The 20,519-nt window shown below is 64.2% G+C and carries 18 protein-coding genes; 6 read left to right on the plus strand and 12 right to left on the minus strand.

Going from position 1 to position 20,519, the window contains the following annotated elements; genetic code table 11:
* Positions 1–20: 20 nt before the first annotated feature.
* Positions 21–2,450 carry a two-partner secretion domain-containing protein gene (locus AC4QBL_RS12320; protein WP_472901123.1) on the minus strand — a complete coding sequence of 810 codons (2,430 nt, stop codon included), beginning with the start codon at positions 2,448–2,450 and terminating at the stop codon, positions 21–23.
* A 76-nt stretch (positions 2,451–2,526) separates the two neighbouring features.
* Positions 2,527–4,197 (minus strand): ShlB/FhaC/HecB family hemolysin secretion/activation protein, encoded by a 1,671-nt coding sequence (locus AC4QBL_RS12325; RefSeq protein ID WP_304835585.1) that lies wholly within the window; start codon positions 4,195–4,197, stop codon positions 2,527–2,529.
* Positions 4,198–4,767: 570 nt separating this feature from the next.
* Between AC4QBL_RS12325 and AC4QBL_RS12330 the strand changes: the two genes are divergently transcribed.
* Both AC4QBL_RS12330 and AC4QBL_RS12335 read left to right on the plus strand, forming a co-directional pair.
* Positions 4,768–5,754 carry an ABC transporter ATP-binding protein gene (locus tag AC4QBL_RS12330; protein WP_492131589.1) on the plus strand — a complete coding sequence of 329 codons (987 nt, stop codon included), beginning with the start codon at positions 4,768–4,770 and terminating at the stop codon, positions 5,752–5,754.
* Entirely contained in the window at positions 5,751–6,518 is a 768-nt protein-coding gene (locus AC4QBL_RS12335; RefSeq protein WP_472901125.1) for an ABC transporter permease, read from the plus strand. Before AC4QBL_RS12330 ends, AC4QBL_RS12335 begins: the two co-directional genes overlap by 4 nt.
* A 74-nt stretch (positions 6,519–6,592) precedes the next feature.
* On the opposite strand, the gene AC4QBL_RS12340 is transcribed toward AC4QBL_RS12335, so the two are convergent.
* The 4 genes from AC4QBL_RS12340 to gcl all read right to left on the minus strand — a co-directional run bounded on the left by AC4QBL_RS12340 (position 6,593) and on the right by gcl (position 11,720).
* Positions 6,593–7,915 carry a glycerate kinase type-2 family protein gene (locus AC4QBL_RS12340; RefSeq protein ID WP_472901126.1) on the minus strand — a complete coding sequence of 441 codons (1,323 nt, stop codon included), beginning with the start codon at positions 7,913–7,915 and terminating at the stop codon, positions 6,593–6,595.
* A gap of 123 nt (positions 7,916–8,038) precedes the next feature.
* The gene (glxR, locus tag AC4QBL_RS12345; protein WP_492131590.1) at positions 8,039–8,962 is read right to left on the minus strand and encodes a 2-hydroxy-3-oxopropionate reductase; all 924 of its coding nucleotides are present in this window, start codon (positions 8,960–8,962) and stop codon (positions 8,039–8,041) included.
* Between the two features lie 26 nt (positions 8,963–8,988).
* Positions 8,989–9,786 (minus strand): hydroxypyruvate isomerase, encoded by a 798-nt coding sequence (gene hyi, locus AC4QBL_RS12350; protein WP_472901128.1) that lies wholly within the window; start codon positions 9,784–9,786, stop codon positions 8,989–8,991.
* 143 nt (positions 9,787–9,929) lie between these two features.
* Entirely contained in the window at positions 9,930–11,720 is a 1,791-nt protein-coding gene (gene gcl, locus AC4QBL_RS12355) for a glyoxylate carboligase (RefSeq protein ID WP_472901129.1), read from the minus strand.
* 130 nt (positions 11,721–11,850) lie between these two features.
* Here gcl and AC4QBL_RS12360 point away from each other — a divergent pair, with 130 nt between their 5' ends.
* Both AC4QBL_RS12360 and AC4QBL_RS12365 read left to right on the plus strand, forming a co-directional pair.
* A complete protein-coding gene (locus AC4QBL_RS12360; protein WP_472901130.1) occupies positions 11,851–12,756 on the plus strand; it encodes a LysR family transcriptional regulator in 906 nt (301 codons plus the stop codon).
* Position 12,757: 1 nt separating this feature from the next.
* Positions 12,758–14,212, plus strand: a complete 1,455-nt coding sequence (locus AC4QBL_RS12365) for an 8-oxoguanine deaminase (RefSeq protein WP_472901131.1) — start codon at positions 12,758–12,760, stop codon at positions 14,210–14,212.
* A gap of 8 nt (positions 14,213–14,220) precedes the next feature.
* Here AC4QBL_RS12365 and AC4QBL_RS12370 read toward each other — a convergent pair whose 3' ends face one another.
* Positions 14,221–14,775 carry a pyridoxamine 5'-phosphate oxidase family protein gene (locus tag AC4QBL_RS12370; protein ID WP_472908174.1) on the minus strand — a complete coding sequence of 185 codons (555 nt, stop codon included), beginning with the start codon at positions 14,773–14,775 and terminating at the stop codon, positions 14,221–14,223.
* A 71-nt stretch (positions 14,776–14,846) separates the two neighbouring features.
* Complete coding sequence (locus tag AC4QBL_RS12375) at positions 14,847–15,161, minus strand: HNH endonuclease (protein WP_472901133.1); 315 nt, start codon at positions 15,159–15,161, stop codon at positions 14,847–14,849.
* Positions 15,162–15,306: 145 nt separating this feature from the next.
* Here AC4QBL_RS12375 and AC4QBL_RS12380 point away from each other — a divergent pair, with 145 nt between their 5' ends.
* On the plus strand, positions 15,307–15,528 hold the full coding sequence (locus AC4QBL_RS12380) for a TIGR02450 family Trp-rich protein (protein ID WP_472901134.1): 222 nt from the start codon (positions 15,307–15,309) through the stop codon (positions 15,526–15,528).
* 16 nt (positions 15,529–15,544) lie between these two features.
* Here the strand turns inward: AC4QBL_RS12380 and AC4QBL_RS12385 are convergent, their stop codons facing one another.
* The gene (locus tag AC4QBL_RS12385; protein ID WP_472901135.1) at positions 15,545–16,246 is read right to left on the minus strand and encodes an alpha/beta hydrolase; all 702 of its coding nucleotides are present in this window, start codon (positions 16,244–16,246) and stop codon (positions 15,545–15,547) included.
* A 213-nt stretch (positions 16,247–16,459) separates the two neighbouring features.
* On the opposite strand from AC4QBL_RS12385, the gene AC4QBL_RS12390 reads away from it, so the two are divergent.
* Positions 16,460–18,151: an AMP-binding protein gene (locus AC4QBL_RS12390; RefSeq protein WP_472901136.1), complete on the plus strand. Its 1,692-nt coding sequence runs from the start codon at positions 16,460–16,462 to the stop codon at positions 18,149–18,151.
* Positions 18,152–18,365: 214 nt separating this feature from the next.
* Here the strand turns inward: AC4QBL_RS12390 and AC4QBL_RS12395 are convergent, their stop codons facing one another.
* The 3 genes from AC4QBL_RS12395 to AC4QBL_RS12405 all read right to left on the minus strand — a co-directional run bounded on the left by AC4QBL_RS12395 (position 18,366) and on the right by AC4QBL_RS12405 (position 20,378).
* Positions 18,366–18,872, minus strand: a complete 507-nt coding sequence (locus tag AC4QBL_RS12395) for a low molecular weight protein-tyrosine-phosphatase (protein ID WP_472901137.1) — start codon at positions 18,870–18,872, stop codon at positions 18,366–18,368.
* 138 nt (positions 18,873–19,010) lie between these two features.
* On the minus strand, positions 19,011–19,319 hold the full coding sequence (locus tag AC4QBL_RS12400; RefSeq protein ID WP_472901138.1) for an H-NS histone family protein: 309 nt from the start codon (positions 19,317–19,319) through the stop codon (positions 19,011–19,013).
* A 72-nt stretch (positions 19,320–19,391) separates the two neighbouring features.
* Positions 19,392–20,378 (minus strand): RluA family pseudouridine synthase, encoded by a 987-nt coding sequence (locus tag AC4QBL_RS12405; RefSeq protein WP_472908175.1) that lies wholly within the window; start codon positions 20,376–20,378, stop codon positions 19,392–19,394.
* Positions 20,379–20,519: the final 141 nt, after the last annotated feature.

Consider the following 20,519-nt stretch of genomic DNA (forward strand, 5'->3'; position numbering starts at 1 on the left):
TTTTCCCACAACCGCCGTTTTCAGTTGCGTTCCTGCCTGGGCTTGCGCACGGGCGGCTGGTACACCTCGGGCGGCGTTTCGACAGGCACCACAACAGGCACGAAGACCGGCGGGGGTGGGGGAGGAGGAGGTGCGACCACGACCAGCATCGCAGGCGGCAAGGGCGCTGGCGAAAGCACCGTGAGAACGTAGTCGGGACGGTCGACGGCGGGTGGTGTGGACGGCGTCCACACGGGAGGCCACGGCTCGAGGTCCTGGGGCGGCGCTATCGGTGACGCCACCACCGGAGGTACCACCGGAGCCACCACGACCGGAGGCGGCACCACCGGTGGAGTCACGGGAGGCGTGACCGGAGGAATCACAGTCGCCGCGATGATGCTCCCGGTCGTTGTGGATACAGCAGGACCACAACAAGGAACGGCAAAGGCGAATTGGTCTGCGCCAACACCGCCCAGGCTGTAGCCGCTGAAGGAGACGGTCTTGTCGGTTCCTACGGCCGCGGTATCAAAAGTGGCGGTGGCACCTGACCCTGCAACCAGCGTCAGAGTGTCCGGGACGGGACCCGAGACCGCCGTGCTCTTGAATCCCAACAGGGTGGCCGTCGTGGTGCCGTCGAACGTCTTGTCCGTCACCTCCGGGTAGACCAGCATGTGTTGCGTCAGGTTCACAGCTCCTACCAGGATGAAGTTGTTCGTATAGGCGGTTGGCGTGGCGTACGACGTTGGGTGGTAATAAATGGCGATGTCGGTGGGCGGCGCCTCCGACCTTGTCACGCTGGGCCTGAGAGGATCCGCAGGGCCCGGGAGGTAGACACTGCCGCTGGCAACCCCAGGGCCAGAGCCATTCGCCCCGGCAATCAGGGTCAGGCCGAGTGGCAGGCCCAGGCTTTGTCCGGGAATGCTGCCACTATTGGTCAAGGTGATTTTCGAATTCACCCTGACATCGCGACCCGCGCAAATTTGGATGTTGCCGTTGGTCGTTGTCATGGCCGAGCCGTCAAACAAGGTGACGTCCCGTCCGGCATTCAACGAGACGCTGCCATTGGTCGTCGTGATGGCCGCTCTCACGTTCACATCCTGGCCGCAACACACGAAAAGATTGCCGTTGGTCGCTGTGATTGCGCTGTTGATGTTCACATCGTTAGCTGCCATCAAGGTCAGCGTTGTCGGAGTGCCCGCGGCGGTCCATGAAGCTCCCGTGCCGATCGCGTCATTGACGTTGATATCGCCCTGGCCGGGATCAGCAAAAAATGCCGTGCCCGTGTTCGCTCCAGTGACCATGGTGCTGATGGTGACGTTGTTATTGACCAGCAAGGCAGTAAGTGCCACGCCGGTAATGTCACCGCCGATGGCTTGAATATTGAAATCAACCGGATCGATCAACCAATTGCCCGTCGTCCCCGCAGGGGCGACCGTGGTGATGTTGGCGTCGCTGGCGATCTTCACATGCGCCGCGGACGTTTCGATGAAGCCGCCGTTGCCACCTGCGGGCGCCGACGCATCCAGGGTACCACCCACGTTGACGACACCGGTTTCCATGCCGCCCATCAGCATGATGGTGCCCTTGACGTTCTGGATCGTCTGCGCCTGGACGATGCCGGTGTTGTTGACGGCATTCGCCAGCAGGCTGCCCGCCGCCTGCGTGGTCATCAGCACGTGGCCACCGTCGGCCTGGATCATGCCGCCGTTGTCCACCAGCGCGTTCACCGCACCCTGGTCCACCGTGATGGTGAGCAGCTTGTCGCCCGCCATGTCCAGCGTGACCGCGTTGCCGGCCGCCAGAGCGACCGTGCCGAGCCGGGCGGCAATCACACCCTGGTTGCTGACATTCGCACCCAGCAGGGCAACATAGCCGCCGTCGGCTGCGTTGATCAAACCCTGGTTCACCACCGAACCCGCGCCCGCACCGGAGAAGGTGTAGTTGTTGGCCATGAAGTTGGCATCGGAGATGGCCATCGTGGACGCCAGCAGGCCACCCACGTTGACCGATGCACCCACCCCGAACAGGATGCCGTTGGGGTTGACCAGGAACACCTTGCCGTTGGACGACAGGCTGCCCAGAATGTTCGAGGGATCCGATCCGATGACCCGGTTCAGCGCCACCGAGCTGCTGCCCGGCTGCACGAACTGAACCGATTGCCCGGACTGGATGTCGAAGCTCTGCCAGTTGATCGCCACGTTGGACGAGGTCTGGGTGATCGTCATGTTGCCGAGTGTGCCACCGATGGTGGCGCTGCCAGCCGTCACCACGCCGCCCGTGGGCTGGGCATAGACACTGGCTCCGCAGATCAGCAGCAGGGAAAAGGCCAGGACCCTCAGCCTGAAGCGGCCGCCAGCGCCCGACCCGGCCGTGCAGGACGAGATTTTTTTGCCGGCGCTGCGGGCCATTTCAGAAACGGCCACGAAGGTGCCGGTCCGGTCGTTCCAGATGGAGCGGTGAATGAGGTTCATGGTGATCTTTCGCGTGTTCTTCAAAAAAGCGGCGTCTGTGCGGCATCAGCGCAGGTCCGGCCTGCGCTGGACGGGTTCAGAAATATTTGACGGCCTGAATCCAGAACCGCCCCGACTTGTCAGGCGCCGAGGTGGCCATTTCGTTGCCCAGCTTGCGGGCGTAAAACATCCTCACCAGATAGTTGTTGTCCTCAGACCAGTTCAAGCCCACACCGGCGCCGCTCAGCGCTCTGCTGTTCGGCCCGGCACCCGGCCAGGGGTTCTTGTTGATGCTCACGCTGCCGGCATCGACAAAACCGATCAGCTGCAGCTGCCCGGGAAACTGGTCGGGGGTGGGCAGCCGCATCCGGGCTTCGAGCGTCAGCACATAACCCTCGTCCGCATAGGCTTCGCCTTCCGGATAGGCCCGCACGCCGTACATGCCGCCCAGCGCCATCTTTTCAGAGACATCGAGGTTTTTCGAGGCCAGCTGGCCGTTGATGCCGGCGTAGAGCGAAACGGTATCGGTCACGCTTTGCAGCCGCATGGCACTGAACCCCAGCTTATTGAAGTGACCGCTGGTTTGCGCCAGCGCGTCGGCGCGCATCAAGACGGGCGTTTCCAGGTCGATGTTGCCCGTTGACAAGGTCAGCGAAAAGCCGCTCACCCCGCCGCCGCCCAGGCTGTCGCGGTGTTCGCCGCGCAAGCTGGCCATTAGCACCTGAGCCTTCTTGTCTTCCACCGGCATGTCCAGGTTCAGCGGCCGCTTGTCCTGGAACGTCTTGGCGTCAAAGGCCAGACCGGCGTACAGATTGGTGGTGCGCGAACGGATCAACGGGTAGCTGCCGTACACGCTCGCCACCCTGGCCGTCCCGGTGGCCTGCGCGAACTTGAATTCCTTGCCCAGCTCGTAACCCAGCCAGCTGTACGCCACGCCAGCCGTCGCCTTGCCGAACTGCATCTGATAGGACGCCCGGGCATAGTTCAGGCCCGAGCCCGTCGTCAGCACGCGCAGCGAGGCCACGTCGCCGTGCCCCGCCGGGTTGTTCAGGTTCACCGTGGCGCCCAGGCGGTATTCGCCGGTGTAGCGGTTGCCGGCGTTGTCGGCATCGATGCTGCCCGTGATGCGATCACCGGGCACCACGTCAACGATCAGGTCGGAAGCCCCGACGGATGCGCCCGGCGCCAGGGTGGAGCTGACTTTCACGCCCGGAATGTCAGACAGCAGCAGCAGGCGTCTTTCAATCGGCTCGATGACGATCGGATCGCCGCTGTTGAGTCCCTCAAGCTGGCTCTGGATCAGCCCATCGGACAGCGTGCTCTGGTTGCGCACGGTCACCGCGCCATACTGACCCTCGATCACGGCAATGGTGACCGCGCCGTTCTGGATCTCCTGGGCGGGCAGATACGCCTGGGCCACGAAATAGCCATCGCTGCGGTAGCGGTCGGTGATCTTCAGCGCCATGGCCTTCAGGTCGGCCAGGGTCAGTTCGCTGCCGGGCATGAACCCGGTCAATGCCAGCAGCTCGGCTTCGGGATAGGCCCGCGCGCCCGTCACCTGCAGGCTGTTGACGGTGATCTTGACCGCGTCGGTAGCCGGCGGTGCGGGCGCTGTGCTGGGCTCGATGCGGATGGTGGGCTCGGCTCTTTGCAGCGTGGGGGCCGGCGGAATCTGCTGAATCTGGCTGCCGGCACTCGGCGGTTGCTGGGCATACACGCCCTGGCTCAGGACCAGAATCGCAAAGGGTAGAAGGGGTTTTTTGAACATGGGAGGCCTTTGACGAGAGTTGTTTTTGAATCAGACCACCCGAGTCAGGCAACCAGACAATCGGCTCAGGTTGGCAGCACGCTCACCCTCCTCGATGGCGATCGTCGCCGGGTTGCGGTGCGGGGTGCGGCCCTGCCCATCGCAGACCCTGATCACTTCCGGCCAGCGGGAAAGTGCCGTCCGGAGTGCGGCATCGCGCGTTCTCGCAGGCGGGGGTGTGGAAGGGCGGCAGATCATTGGAGATCATGGGGCCCGAGACCGGCGCCGTCCGTGCGCCAACGCACAGACGGGCGACGAGAATTCGCTAGCCTTTATAGTCGGGTCTCTGCGGGCCGGCGAATCCGGACGCAGCACGGACAAGGTCCGGATCGAAGCGCCCGGCGTCGCGAGGAAAACCGCGGCCTTGCCGCGCCTCCCTGCTTCCGGTTTTTCGAGCCAGCGCGTGCGCTCACCCCCGGCGCTGCAAGGCCGTTCCCGGACCTGTATAAAGTGCAGGGCCATGACGGCTGCCGTCACCGTCCCGGAAGACTTGGACCCTTGCGGCAGCCGACCACCCACCACCAGCACACCATGACCCCATCCCCTGTCGCGGTCGCCACCGCCGACGCCATCGTCCGCGTGCGCGGCGTCAGCAAGACCTACGCCGGCGGCTTCCAGGCCTTGAAAAACGTCAACCTTGACATCCGCCGCGGCGAGATCTTTGCCCTGCTCGGCCCCAACGGTGCCGGCAAAACCACGCTGATCAGCGTCATCTGCGGCATGACCAACGCCACGCAAGGCACCGTGATCGCCGACGGCTTTGACACCGTGCGCGACTACCGCGCCGCCCGCAGCATCATCGGCCTGGTGCCGCAAGAACTGCACACCGATTCGTTTGAAACCGTGTGGGCCACGATGAGTTTCAGCCGGGGCCTGTTTGGCAAGGCGCCCAACCCGGCCTACATCGAGACGATTTTGAAAGACCTGTCGCTCTGGGACAAAAAAGACAGCAAGATTCTGGCGCTCTCGGGTGGCATGAAGCGCCGCGTGCTGATTGCCAAGGCGCTGTCGCACGAGCCCAAGATTCTGTTTCTGGACGAACCCAGCGCAGGCGTGGACGTGGAGTTGCGCCACGACATGTGGCGCATGGTGCGCGCACTGCGCGCGGCCGGCACCACCATCATCCTCACCACCCACTACATCGAAGAGGCCGAAGACATGGCCGACCGCATTGGCGTGATTCGCCAGGGCGAGCTGATCGTGGTGGAAGAAAAAACCACGCTCATGCGCCAGCTGGGCCAGAAGCAACTGGCGCTTACCCTGCAGCAGCCCCTGGCCGTCGTGCCCGCCGCGCTGGCGCGCTGGCCACTCACGCTCGCGGCTGATGGCCTCACCCTGACCTACAGCTTTGACGTGCAAAAGGACGACACCGGCATCGCTGAACTGCTGGCCGCGCTGGGCGCCGAGGGCATCCACTTCAAAGACCTGCGCTCCAGCGAAAGCTCGCTGGAAGAGATCTTTGTCGGTCTGGTCAATGCCCCGCAAACCCCGTCCGCCTCAATCCAGGTGGCCGCATGACATTCAACCTGCACGGCGTGCGCGCCATTTACCGCTTCGAGATGAACCGTGCCCTGCGCACCTGGGCGCAAAGCATCATCGCGCCGGTGCTCACCACCTCGCTGTATTTCATCGTTTTCGGCTCGGCCATCGGCGCGCGCATGGGCGACATTGGGGGCGTGAGCTACGGCGCTTACATCATTCCCGGCCTGCTCATGCTGTCGCTGCTGTCCGAGAGCATTTCCAACGCCGCCTTCGGCATCTACATGCCCAAATGGTCGGGCACCATTTACGAACTGCTCAGCGCGCCGGTGAACTGGGTCGAGGTGCTGCTGGGCTATGTGGGCGCGGCCGCCACCAAGAGCCTGCTGCTGGGCACGCTGATCCTGCTCACGGCCCGTGTGTTTGTGCCTTACACCGTGGCCCACCCGGTGTGGCTGGTGGCGCTGCTGGTGCTCACCGCCATCACCTTCTGCCTGTTTGGTTTCATCATCGGTCTGTGGGCCGACAACTTTCAGAAACTGCAGATCGTGCCGCTGCTCGTGATCACCCCGCTCACCTTTCTGGGCGGTGCGTTTTACAGCATCAACATGCTGCCGCCGGTGTGGCAGACGGTGTCGCTGTTCAACCCGGTGGTCTACCTCATCAGCGGCCTGCGCTGGGCGTTTTATGGCCAGGCCGACGTGCACATTGCCGTCAGCACGGGCATGACGCTGGGCTTCATGCTGGCCTGCCTGGGTGTGGTGTGGTGGGTGTTCAAGACGGGCTGGCGCATCCGGCGCTGAGCGGTCGCCTCAACGACCGCGCAAACACTTGCGCGTCCTGACGCAGGAACCCGTCAGCGCAAAGCCACAGCGCATCACACCACCAGCACCGCCCGAAAGTCGTTCACATTGGTGTGCGTGGGACCGGTGATCACCAGATCGCCCAGTGGCTCGAAATAACCATAGGCGTCGTTGCAGGCCAGGTGGTCGCTGACCTTCAGACCCAGCGCGGCGGCGCGGGCCAGGGTGTCGGGCGTAACCAGCGCGCCGGCGTTGTCCTCCATGCCGTCGATGCCATCCGTGTCGGCGGCGAGCGCCCACACGCCGGCCTGCCCGCCCAGCGCCTGGGCCAGGCCCAGGCAGAACTCACCGGCGCGGCCGCCGCGGCCCCTCTTCTGGCCTTCAGCGCGCGGACGCACCGTGACAGTGGTTTCGCCGCCGCTGAGGATGACGCAGGGCTTGGCAAAACTGCTGCGGCCGAGCGCGGTGGAACGCGCCAGCGCGGCGTGCACCTTGCCCACCTCGCGCGACTCGCCTTCGATTTCGTCGCTGAGCACATAGACGTTGAGGCCGAGCGCGCGGGCGGCGTCGGCGGCGGCGTCCAGGCTTTGTTGGGGCGTGGCGATCAGGTGCGTCTCGCAGCGCGAAAGCCGCGGGTCACCGGGCTTGGGCGTCTCCAGCGCGCTGCTCTCCAGCTGCGCGCGCACGGCGGGCGGCACGTCGATGCCGTAGCGCCGCAGGATGTCGAGCGCCTCGGCGCAGGTGGACGCGTCGGCCACCGTGGGGCCGCTGGCGATCACGCTCACGTCGTCGCCGGGCACGTCGCTGATGGTGAGCGTGACCACGCGCGCCGGCGCGCAGGCCGCGGCCAGGCGCCCGCCCTTGATGGCCGAGAGGTGCTTGCGCACGGTGTTCATCTCGCCAATGTGGGCGCCGCTGTGCAGCAGCTGGCGGTTGATGCGCTGCTTGTCTTCGAGCGTGAGGCCGTCGCAGGGCATGGTCAGCAAGGACGAGCCGCCGCCCGAAATGAGGCAAAGCACGAGGTCGTCTTTCGTCAGTCCCTCGGTCAGCTGCAAGATGCGCTGTGCCGCTGCCAGCCCGGCGGCGTCGGGCACAGGGTGCGCAGCCTCCACCACCTCGATCCGCTCGGCCAGGCCCGCCGGGCGCGGGGGCGTGTGGTGGTAGCGCGTGACGACCAAGCCCGAGAGCGGCGCATCGGCAGGCCACAGCGCCTCCACCGCCTGCGCCATCGCTCCGCCGGCCTTGCCGGCGCCGAGCACCAGGGTGCGGCCCTTGGGCGGGCTGGGCAGGTGCGCGGCGGTGTTGTGCAGCGGCAGCGCGCGCTGCACGGCCACGTCGTACAGGTGGCGCAGCAGGGCGCGGGGGTTGGCTAGGGTGGGATCGGTGGTGTCGGTCATGGCGGCAGTCTAGCGAACCATCGGCATGAAGTGCCTTCGTTCCAGAACACAGCGGAACCGGCTGTGCCGGGCCGCTGGTGTTGCCCCCTGGGGGGGGGTCGCGCAAAGCGCGGCGGGGGGTGTCTATTCCGCGATTTGGTGGTTGGCCATCAACTCCAGCGACCGGCACAGCGCGGAGTGGTCGAGCCCGCCCATGCCGTGCGCGGCGCAGCTCTGCATCAGTTGCGCGGCGCTCGCCGTGTTGGGCAGGCTCACGCCCAGCTCTTTCGCGCCTTGCAGCGCGAGGTTCAGGTCCTTCTGGTGCAGCTCGATGCGAAAGCCCGGGTTGAAGGTGCGCTTGACCATGCGCTCGCCATGCACTTCCAGAATGCGGCTGGCGGCAAAACCACCCATGAGCGCCTGGCGCACCTTGGCTGGGTCGGCGCCGGCTTTGCTGGCAAACAGCAGGGCTTCGGCCACAGCCTCGATGTTGAGCGCCACGATGATCTGGTTAGCCACTTTGGTGGTCTGACCGTCGCCGTTGCCACCCACCAATGTGATGTTTTTGCCCATGGCTTCAAACAGCGGCTTCACCCGCTCGAAGGCCGCCTCCGGTCCACCGACCATGATGGTCAGGCTGCCGGCCTTGGCCCCCACCTCGCCGCCGCTGACCGGCGCGTCCAGGTAGTCGCAGCCGAGCGCGTTGATCTGCTGCGCAAATTGCTTGGTCGCCATCGGGCTGATGGAGCTCATGTCCACCACCACTTTGCCCACCCGGTCGCCAGCGCCGGGCGCCGAATCCTTGAGCCCTTTGGCCACACCGTTCTCGCCGAACAGCACGTCTTCCACATGGGGCGTGTCGGGCACCATGGTGATGATGATGTCGGCGCGCTTGGCCACTTCGGTGGCGTTGGTGCAGATGGTGGCGCCCTGTTCGGCAAACGCCTCGGGCACTTTGCTGCGGCTGCTCACATACAGCTGGTGCCCGGCGTTGATGAGGTTCAGCGCCATGGGCGTGCCCATGATGCCCAGGCCGATGAAGCCTACTTTGAGTCCGCTTTTGGTCATGTGTCTTGTCTCCGTGTGGGTTCTGTTCAAAGTTTTTGTTGATTCGCAGCAATCCAGCCCAGGCCTCTGTCCGTACCGCCGGGCGTGGCGTCTTTCGGCTTGTATTCGCAGCCGATCCAGCCGGTGTAGCCCAGTGCGTCGATGTGGTCGAACAGGTTTTTGTGGTGAATCTCGCCGGTGCCCGGCTCGTGGCGGCCGGGCGTGTCGGCCAGCTGCATGTGCGCGATGCGCGGCAGCAGGTCTTTGATGGTGTTGCACAGCTCGCCTTCCATGCGCTGCGCGTGGTAGATGTCGTACTGCAGGAACACGTTGTCAGCCCCCACCTCGTCCATCAGCGCAATCGCCTGGCGCGGGCGGTTGACGAAATAGCCCGGCATGTCAAAGGTGTTGATGGGTTCGATCAGCAGCGGCAGGCCCAGCTTCTTGGCTTCTGCTGCGGCATAGCGCACGTTGCCCACCCAGGTGGCGCGCGCCTGCGCCTCGCCCACGCCGGCGGGCATGAGCCCGGCCATGCAGTGCCAGCGCTGCACGCCGATCACCGGCGCGTATTCCGCCGCCTTCGCCACACCAGCCCGAAACTCGGCTTCGCGCCCCGGAATGCAGGCGATGCCGCGCTCGCCCGCGGCCCAGTCGCCCGGTGGCAGGTTGTGCAGCACGAGTTCGAGGCGGTGTTGTTTGAGCAACTGCGCAATGGTCTCGGCCGGGAAATCGTAAGGAAACAGGAACTCCACCGCCTTAAAACCCGCCTTTGCGGCAGCTTCAAAACGGTCAAGGAAAGGCAGCTCATTCCAGAGCATGGAAAGGTTGGCGGCAAAACGAGGCATGTTGTGTTCTTTCAAAAATCAGTCAAACCAGAGCGAGACCTGCAGCGCTTGAAGTGGACCCACCCAGGGGCACCGCCGGGCCGGCTTGGCCGGACGGCCAGCGCCGCCCCCTTGAGGGGGTCGCGCGAAGCGCGGCAGGGGTGTCATTCCAACAGTCCGGCTGCAATGAGGCCCTCACGGCCCTCAGGGTGCAGGCACTCGATGTCTTCAAACTCGTTGATGGCATTGATCTCCGTGCCCATGGCGATGTTGGTCACCTTTTCCAGAATCACCTCCACCACCACCGGCACACTGTACTTTCGCGCCATGACCTGAGCCTCGCGCAGCGCACACTGGATTTTGGCCGGATCGGTGACGCGCAGCGCCTTGCAGCCCAGGCCTTCGACCACAGCCTGGTGGTCCACGCCATAGCCTTTGAGCGCGGGGTCGTCCACGTTCTGGTTCTCAAACGCCAGTTGCACGCAGTAGTCCATTTCAAACCCGCGCTGGCTCTGGCGAATCAGCCCCAGGTAGCTGTTGTTCACCAGCACCTGCACATAGGGAATGCGGAACTGCGCGCCCACCGCCAGCTCTTCCACGAGGAACTGGAAGTCGTAGTCGCCCGAGAGGCCGACCACGGTCTTGGTCGGGTCGGCCGCAGCGACGCCCAGCGCAGCGGGAATGGTCCAGCCCAGCGGGCCGGCCTGGCCGCAGTTGATCCACTGGCGCGGACCGTAGACGTGAAGAAATTGCGCGCCGGCGATCTGCGACAGGCCGATGGTGGACACATAGACCGTGTCGCGGCCGAACGCGGCGTTCATCTCCTCGTACACACGCTGCGGCTTGATGGGCACGTTGTCGAAATGTGTCTTGCGCTGCATCAGTTTTTTGCGTTCGGCGCAGCGCTCGGCCCAGGTGCTGTAGTCCTTCAACTGCCCTGCAGCCTGGCGCTCGCGCGCCACCTGCACGAAGAGTTCCAGCGCGATCTTGGCATCACTCACGATGCCCAGATCCGGGTTGAACACACGACCGATTTGCGTCGGCTCGATGTCCACGTGCACAAACGTGCGCCCCTGTGTGTAGACCTCGACCGAGCCGGTGTGGCGGTTGGCCCAGCGGTTGCCGATACCGAGCACGAAGTCGCTCGCGAGCATCGTGGCATTGCCATAACGGTGGCTGGTCTGCAGGCCGCACATGCCCGCCATGAGCGGGTGGTCGTCGGGGATGGCGCCCCAGGCCATGAGGGTGGGGATCACCGGCACGCCGGTGACTTCGGCCAGCTCGACCAGCAGGTCGGACGCATCAGCGTTGATGATGCCGCCGCCGGCCACGATCAGCGGTTTTTCTGCCGCGGCCAGCATGTCCAGCGCCTTTTCGATCTGCTTGCGCGTGGCGGCAGGCTTGTAGACCGGCAGAGGTTCGTAGGTGTCGATGTCGAACTCGATCTCGGCCATCTGCACGTCGATCGGCAGGTCGATCAGCACCGGGCCGGGGCGGCCCGAGCGCATGAGGTGGAAGGCCTGCTGGAACACGCGGGGCACCAGCGCCGGCTCGCGCACCGTCACGCTCCATTTGGTGACTGGCTTGCTGATGGACTCGATGTCCACCGCCTGGAAATCTTCCTTGTAGAGCCGGGCGCGCGGCGCCTGGCCGGTGATGCACAGGATCGGTATCGAATCGGCGCTGGCCGAATACAGGCCGGTGATCATGTCGGTGCCGGCCGGGCCGCTGGTGCCGATGCACACGCCGATGTTGCCAGCGCGCGCCCGGGTGTAGCCCTCGGCCATGTGCGAGGCGCCTTCCACATGCCGCGCCAACACGTGGGCGATCGTCTGGCGTTCACGCAGCTGCGCGTACAGCGGGTTGATGGCGGCACCCGGCACACCAAAGGCCTGGGTGATGCCTTCTTTTTCCATCACCAGCACGGCGGCCATCGCGGCTTTGATCTTCGGCATATCTGTCTCCAGTTGGGTTGAATCACTGGAGCCGATGGTAGGGACGCCGACCCCGTTTCGGAATGCCACTGGCGGTACTTTGATTCGATACTCCTGGTATGGAATCGCGCTTTCCCGCTAACATGCGGCCATGGACCGATACAAGGAAATTGAAGCCTTCGTGCAGGTGATGGAGCACGGCAGCCTGGCCGCGGCCGCGCTGCATGCGGGCATCACCCCCGTGATGATGGGCCGGCGCATGGACGCACTGGAAAAGCGCCTGGGCACCCAGCTGATCCACCGATCCACCCGCCGCCTGGCGCTCACCGAGCAGGGTGCGAGTTTTCTGGACGAGTGCCGCGCGCTGCTGGCGCAATGGGCGCAGGCCGAGGCCAGCGTGTCGGCCCAGAAACACAGCGCCAGCGGCCACCTGATCGTGTCCGCCCCGGCCGCCTTTGGCCGGTTGCACGTGGCGCCGCACGCAGCGGCCTTTCTCAAGGCCCACCCGGCGGTGAAGCTCTCGTTCAACCTGACCGACCGCGTGGTGGACCTGGTGCGCGAGGGCTACGACATGGGTCTGCGCATCGGTGGCGTGATCGACCCGAACTTCGTGGCCATCAAACTCGCGGTGAACCAGCGCGTGGTGTGCGGCACACCGGCCTACTTCCGCAAACACGGCAAGCCGCGGACGCTGGACGACCTGAAAACCCACAACTGCCTGGCCTTCAACCTGCAAGGCGGGCAGCAGCGCGGCTGGTATTTCCAGCAAGACGGCAAGCCCCTGAGCCTGCGCGTGGACGGCAACCTGGACTGCAACGACGGCGAGCTGCTGCACCGCTGGGTGAGCGAAGGCATGGGGCTGGGCTGGCGCAGCACCTGGGAAATTCAGGCCCAACTGCAGCGCGGTGAGCTGGTGACCGTGCTCGATGAATTCGCCCTGCCCGCCTACGATATTTTGGCCGTGTACCCGCAGCAGCGGCACCTGCCGGCCAAGGTTCGATTTTTCATCGAGCACCTGAAGAAGGTGTATTCCCGTTCCGGCTACTGGTTGAAATGACATGAACACCCTGCTGATCCACAACGCCACCTGCATCGCCACCTTCGACCACGCCGACCCGGCACAAGGGCGGAAAATCAAAGACGCGTCGCTGTTCGTGCGCGACAACGTGATCGAGTGGATCGGCCCGACGGCCGAGCTGCCACACGCACTGCTTGAATCGGCGGGCGAAACCATTGACGCGCGGGGCCACCTCGTCACGCCCGGCCTGGTGAACACGCACCACCACATGTATCAGTCGCTGACGCGGGCCGTCCCCGGCGTGCAGGACGCCGAACTCTTCAGCTGGTTGCGCGGGCTGTACCCGATCTGGGCCGGGCTCACGCCCGAGATGGTGCAGGTGTCTACCCAGGTCGCCATGGCCGAGCTGCTGTTGAGCGGCTGCACCACCAGCAGCGACCACCTCTATATCTACCCCAACGGCGTGCGGCTCGAAGACAGCATTGGGGCGGCGCAGCAGATCGGCATGCGCTTCCTGGCCACGCGCGGCAGCATGAGCGTGGGGCAGTCGCAAGGGGGTTTGCCGCCCGACCGCGTGGTGGAGCAGGAAGACGCGATTTTGAAAGACAGCCAGCGCCTCATTGAGACCTGGCACAGTGCCGAGCACGGCGCCATGGTGCAGGTGGCGCTGGCACCGTGTTCGCCCTTCTCCGTCAGTCCGGCGCTGATGAAGCAGAGCGCCGAGTTGGCGCGCAGCTTCAAGGGCCAAGGGGTGCGCCTGCACACCCACCTGGCCGAGAACGACCACGACATCGCCTACAGCCGCGAGAAGTTCAACAAGACGCCGGCGCAGTACGCGCAGGAGCTGGGCTGGCTGGGCGACGACGTCTGGCATGCGCACTGCGTGAAGCTGGACGACGAAGGCATTTCGCTCTTCGCCGCCAGCCGCACCGGCGTGGCGCACTGCCCTTGCAGCAACATGCGGCTCGCCAGCGGCATCGCGCCCATCCGCCGCATGCTCAACGCCGGTGTGCCGGTGGGCCTGGGCGTGGACGGCAGCGCCAGCAACGACGCCGCGCACATGGTGAACGAAGCGCGGCAGGCGCTGCTGCTGGCGCGCGTGGGCCGCGCCATACAACCGCCCGAAACCCGCAGTGGCAAAACCTTCTTCGGCTGCGACCTGGGGCCGGCTGAAATGACCGCGCGCGATGCGCTGCACATCGCCACCCGCGGCGGTGCGCAGGTGCTGGGCCGCCAAGACATTGGCCACCTGGCCGTGGGCATGTGCGCCGACTTTGCGCTGTTCGACCTGCGCACGCTGGGCTTTGCGGGCGGCGCGGTGCACGACCCGGTGGCCAGCCTGCTGCTGTGCGCCAGCCCGCAAGCCGCTTACACCGTGGTCAACGGGCGGGTGGTGGTGCGCGAAGGCCAGCTCGCCACCGTGGACCTGGGGCCGCTGGTGGAGCGACACAACCGGCTGGCGGTCACGCTGGCAGAAGCCGCACGCTGCGCCTGAAAGCCCGTTCAGGGTGTGAGCGGCTGCACCGTCTGCCCTTCGATGCGGGCACGCTGGTGCTGTCCATCCAGCCCCAGCGCCAGCCAGTCCATCGACTCAATACGCGCCACCACCACCGCCAGGTGGTGCGCCGCCGGATCACCCGGCGAAACGGGTGGGCCACCACCACCAGCCAGTGGGTGCCCCGGTGCTTGGGCGGTCAAATAATCCCCCGCCGACGCCGACCGCCCCACGCGCGCCCAGGCCGCCTCCACCTCGGGGCCGCCGGTGAGCACTTGCACCCGCGCCGTCACGCGCAACTGCCAGCGCAACTGAGGGCTCCAGAACACCAGCGAGGCCTGAGGCCGGGTTTGCAACTCAGCCACCTTGGGGCTTCGCCCATCGGTGAAGAACACGAGTTCGCCAGAGGGCTCCCGGGCCTGGCGCAGCACCACCGTGCGCGCGTTGGGGTGTTGGTCTGGTCCCACCGTGGCCAGCACAGGGGTGCGCCAAGCGTGGTGGCGGTCTTGCGTGGCGCGGGCCAGTTCTTGCCAAATGCTGTGAATGAGGTGGTCCATGCGCATGGGGTTCGGGGATTCAAAAGGTTCAACAGGTTCAACGGGTTCAACGGGTTCAACGGATCAGGCACGGCCCCTCAGCGCCGGCTGTGGTGTTTTCGGGTGCGTTCCATGAAGTCATTGGGCTTGGTCTTCACCCAGGCCACGAAACGGGCCACCTCAGGGTGTGCCAGCAGGGCTTCTGCGGTGTTGTAGGTGCGGGCCAGCTCCGTTTCGCTGAGCAGGGCGTGCACCTGCCGGTGGCACATGCGGTGCAGGTACAAGGTGTCTCGGCCACCTTTGGACTTGGGCACCAGGTGGTGGGCGTCGCGCTGCGAAGCCGGTATGGCGCGGCCACACAGAGGGCACAGCGGCTCGGCCAGCGGGGGTTGGTGAATGGCACGCGCGGCCATCAAAAGGCGGTTGATCGACCCATGGAGGACAACGTTAGCGCATCTGTTGCGCGCTCGCGGGGCAGGCGCGCCAAGCCCCCACCGGCGAGCGCCGACCGCCTGCTCGCTCGGGTCAGTCACCCGGCTTTGTGGCAACCTCAGCGCCATGAACCCCCTGCACCCCAAAAAACTGCTGCGCACCAAATGGACCGCCGTGCAGCCCCTGGCGAAAAACAAACATTTCATGGTGGTCAAGGTGGTTGAACCGGAACCACCGCAGACCGCACTGGAATGGGTGGATCTGGAGGCGGTGTATTCGGGCACGGTCACGCGTATCGGCTGGCGCGAGTTGCGCGACCCATCCCTGTGGCGTCAGGGATGGGTGTAGGACAACAGCCTGGCACTCAACGCACGGCCAGCACTTTCAGCAGCCAAGGGTTCAGGTCCGCAATTTCCTGCGGGCATACCGAATGCTCCATCGGGTAGGTGTGCCAGTCCACGCGGTAACCCAGCGCCTCCAAAGTATCGCGCGACTCCATGCCGCGCTGCACCACCACCACCGGGTCGTGCGTCCCATGGGCCAGGAAGATAGGCGTGTTTTGGTTGGTTGCGCTGCGCTCGGCCGCGGTGTGCCCGGCCAACGGCAAATAGCCCGAAAGCGCCACCAGGCCCGCCAGCCGCTGCGGCGCCCGCAAGCCGGCGAGCAAGGTCATGGCGCAACCTTGCGAAAAACCCATCAGCACGGTGCGCTCGGGCGGCACACCGCGCGCGGACTCGCGGTCCAGCAACTGCTGCACGATGGTCTGAGAAGCCCTCAATCCGGCATCGTCCTCACGCCGCGCCACGGCCGGGTCGGGGCTGGGTGGATAAATGTCGTACCAGGCGCGCATTTCATAGCCGCCGTTGATACTGACCGGGCGCACCGGTGCGCTGGGGAAAACAAAACGCACCGGGCCGACAGCGCTCAGCTCAAGTTCCTGGGCGATGGGCACGAAGTCGCCACCGTCGGCCCCCAGACCGTGCAACACCACGATGCTGGCCACCGGCTGGGCGGAGGGGTCGCCACCGGCGACCAACTCCCTGATTTCAAGGGTTTGGGTGTTCATGGGTGGCAGCATAGCGGTTGCCAGCTGGCACCAGCGCAGAAGGTGGTTGGCGCCCCCACGTTGCACCTGTGTTGACAACTGCGCAAGTTGATCCGTATCAACGAAGCCCTGCGCTGGTTTGGACTCTCTAACCCACAGCAGGAAAAACCCTCTGCCCCAGACGCCTTGATCTTGTTAGATTGGGCCTATATCACCACCGTTCGAGACACATTCATGGCAAACGTCCCTTCCGACCTCCTGGCCCTGCAGCGCCTGTACCACTGGGAAAAAACGGCGCCCGCCAAAGTGGCCCTCACCCAGCCCATGGGCGCTGGCGCGGTACAAGACTTCACCTGGGCACAGATTGGCGACCAGGTGCGGCGCATGGCCACCCACTTGCAGTCCCAAGGCTGGGAGCCCGGCTCCAAGGTCGCGATTCTGTCCAAAAACTGTGCCTGGTGGATGATGAGCGACCTCGCCATCTGGATGGCGGGCTACGTGTCAGTACCGCTTTACCCCACGCTGGCGCCCGACACGGTGCGCCAGATTCTGGAGCACAGCGAGTCCAAAGCCTGCTTCGTGGGCAAGCTCGACGGCTGGGAAGGCATGAAGCCCGGCGTGCCGGCTGGCATGCCATGCATCAGCTACCCGCTGTCGCCGCCAGATGCTTTGAAGTCTTATGACAACTGGGACGCCATCTGCGCCCGCTGCCAGCCCATGCAAGGCCACCCGGTACGGGGTGTCGACGACCTGGCCACGCTGATCTACACCTCGGGCACCACCGGCATGCCCAAGGGCGTGATGCATTCTTTTGGCAACTTTGCCTGGGCGCTCGACTCGGGCTTGAAGCGCATTCCCATGAGCGGCGAAGACCGCATGCTGTCCTATTTGCCGCTGGCCCACGTGGTGGAACGCATGCTGGTCGAACACGGCTGGTTGCGCACCGGCATGCATGTGTATTTCGCCGAATCGCTGGACACCTTCACCGCCGACCTACAGCGCGCGCGCCCAACCATTTTCTTCTCGGTGCCGCGCTTGTGGGTCAAATTCCAGCAGGGTATTCACCACAAAATGCCGCCCGCCAAGCTCAACCGTTTGCTGGGCATTCCGATTTTGGGCGGTATTGTGCGCAAGAAGGTCATGAAGGCGCTGGGCCTGGACCAGTGCAAGTTTGCCGCCGGTGGCGCAGCACCCATGCCGCTGGCGCTGCTGCAGTGGTACAGCAAACTGGGCCTGCACATCAACGAGGGCTACGGTATGACCGAAAACCTCGCGCTGTCACACATCACCGAACCCGGCAAAAACCAGCAAGGCACCGTGGGCCCGGTGTACGACGGTGTGAAGCACCGCATCGACCCCGAAACCGGCGAAGTGCAAATGCACAGTCCCGCACTGATGCAGGGTTACTACAAAGAACCCGAAAAGACCCGGGAGACCTTCACCGAAGACGGCTGGCTGAAAACCGGTGACAAGGGCCACATCGACGCACAGGGCAACCTGCACATCACGGGCAGGGTGAAAGACCTGTTCAAGACCGGCAAGGGCAAATATGTGGCACCCGCGCCGATTGAAGACAAGCTCGTGATGCACGAAGCGGTAGAGGCCTGCGTGGTGTCGGGCGCCAACCTGGGCCAACCCCTGGGCATCGTGATGCTCAACGCCGAATTTGTGACCCGCGTGAGCGATTCAGCAGCGCGCAGCGAACTGGAAAACTCACTGGCCAGCCACCTGAAGCAGATCAACGCCACGCTGGACCCGCACGAGCGTCTGCAATGCCTGGTCGTGGTCACCACCGCCTGGACGGTAGACAACGACGTGATCACGCCCACTTTTAAGGTCAAGCGCAACCGCATTGAAGACCTGTACGCCAAAAACTACGAAAACTGGGAAGCTGCGGGCAAGCAGGTGATCTGGCAAAACGGCTGAGCTGCCAAAGGTTTTCAGACCCTGCAAGGCGTCGCTGGGGAAGGAACTCTGTTCTCAAGAAATCACCTCGAGTAAGCCAGCCCTCGGCAAGGATACGGTCAAAAGCCCAGACCGCACATTCCGCAAGGTGTGTGACGGATGGCCTTCGACGCAACAGACTGTCGAGAATCGCATGCACGACGCTCGGGACATGCCCAGCGTCGCCTTGCGGGCGCTACTGGCCCCTGTGAGGCTTTGAGTTGTCAACAACCCGTGCGGGCATCAAGCGGTCCAGTACACCGCTGGCGCCTTGTTCACACAGCTGCATGACCCGCTCAAAACCCTCGTCGTTCCCGTAATAAGGGTCGGGCACCTCGCTGCACTCGGCCACAGCAGCGAACTCCAGAAACAGATGCAGTTTGTGCAGCTGATTGGCCGGGCAAAGGCGCTGCAAATTGGCCAGGTTGCTGCGGTCCATCGCCAAAATCAGGTCGAACATCTCAAAATCTTTGGGCGCTACACGCCGCGCCCGCTCGCGGTTGATGTGCGAGTAACCCCGTGCCGTAGCCACCGCGATGGCGCGACGATCGGTTTTTTCGCCCTGATGCCCGGCATAGGTGCCCGCAGAATCCACCTCAAAGGCGTGCGTCAACCGCCGCTGGGCCAACAAGGCCTGTAACGCGCTGGAAGCCAGCGGCGAGCGGCAAATATTGCCCATGCAAACCACAAGAATTCGAAACATTGTTCGAGGATAGCAAACCGAGACACAACCAAAACCCGAGATCCCGAGGAGCGGGTGCCCCAAACGACAAAGCCCGCCAGAGGCGGGCTTTGCTGCTCGACGAAGGCCTGCCCAAGGGCTGGCGCCCGCCTCGCTCGCTTAAATCAGGAATTCGTCGATGCTTTTGCCCGAAGCCAGCACAGCACGCACCCACTCAGGCTTGCGGCCTGGGCCGCCGGCCCAGAGTTCGCCATTGGGGCCACGGTATTTGGCTGGCGCGCTCGACTTGGATTTACCCGCCTTTTTGCCGCCAGCACTTGCGCCGCCGAGATCGGCAACTGTGATGCCAAACTGCTTCATCTTGCCTTTGATGTCTGCAATCACAGCAGAAAGCTCGTCTTTGCGCGCCTGCTCGGCTTGCGCCATCAACGATTGCGCTTGCGCCATGAGTTCGGAGTAAGTTGCCATTGCGTTTCCTTTTTTGGTCGGATTGGTATCTATATTGCGTACATCCCAACGATGTAGGCAACATTCTAATACCTATGAAGTGATCCGTGACCAGACCTTAAGTTCCGCAGGCAATTCTGCATGTAGCTCTATCGCATTACCAGTCACCGGATGCGTCAATCGCAATCGCCAAGCATGCAGGAACATCCGCTTCAAACCCACCCGGGCCAATTGGCGGTTCAGTTCAAAATCCCCGTATTTATCATCCCCCGCGATGGGATAGCCCGCACTGGAGAGGTGAACACGAATTTGATGCGTTCGGCCTGTCTTGATGGTCACCTCCAGCAAACTGAACCCATCGGCCAGCCCTGCCGGCAGCTCAGCCGGCGCCGCCACCCGCCCCACCACACGCACCAGCGTCACCGAACGCATACCATCGGGGTCGTCTTTGCTGGTCACCCGCACACGCCGCTCACCGTCAGGAAGCAGGTATTTGTGCAGGGGTTGATCCAGCACCTTGAGCTTGGCCGGCCAGGTGCCTTTGACCAGCGTCAAATAAGTTTTACCGGTTTCGCGCTCGCGAAATTGGTCCTGCAATGCCTTGAGCGCGCTTTTCTTTTTGGCAATCAGCAGCAAACCACTGGTTTCACGGTCGAGCCGATGCACCAATTCGAGCAGCCGGGCTTGTGGCCGCGCTTGCCGCATTTGCTCGATCACACCAAAACTCACGCCGCTGCCGCCGTGCACCGCGACACCCGCGGGTTTGTCGATGGCCATGAAGGCGTCGTCCTCAAACACCACCGGAAATTCGCGGGGCGGAGCCGGGTTAGCGGTTTTTTCTTCGGCGCGTTCGGACAGACGAATGGGTGGAATGCGCAGTACATCACCGCTGGCAACTCGGTCATCAGCCCCCACGCGGCCTTTGTTTCGGCGCACTTCGCCCGAGCGAATAATGCGGTAAATGTGGGTTTTCGGGACGCCCTTGAGCTCGCGGATCAAAAAATTGTCGAGCCGCTGGCCGGCCGACTCTTCGTCGACCGTGATGTGACGGACTGCCGCCGGGGGCGAGGCACTTGGCATGGGCAACGGAATAAGACCACCACGGCGGCGGGAGCTGACTATAATGTCATGCACCCGTCGCGTGCTGTAAGTGATTGATTTCCCTTGATTTTAGGGCAGTCACTTCAAGCAGTCGCCCCAGCGCCCAGCGCCTGGAGCCCG

Source organism: Hydrogenophaga sp. L99, assembly GCF_058731905.1.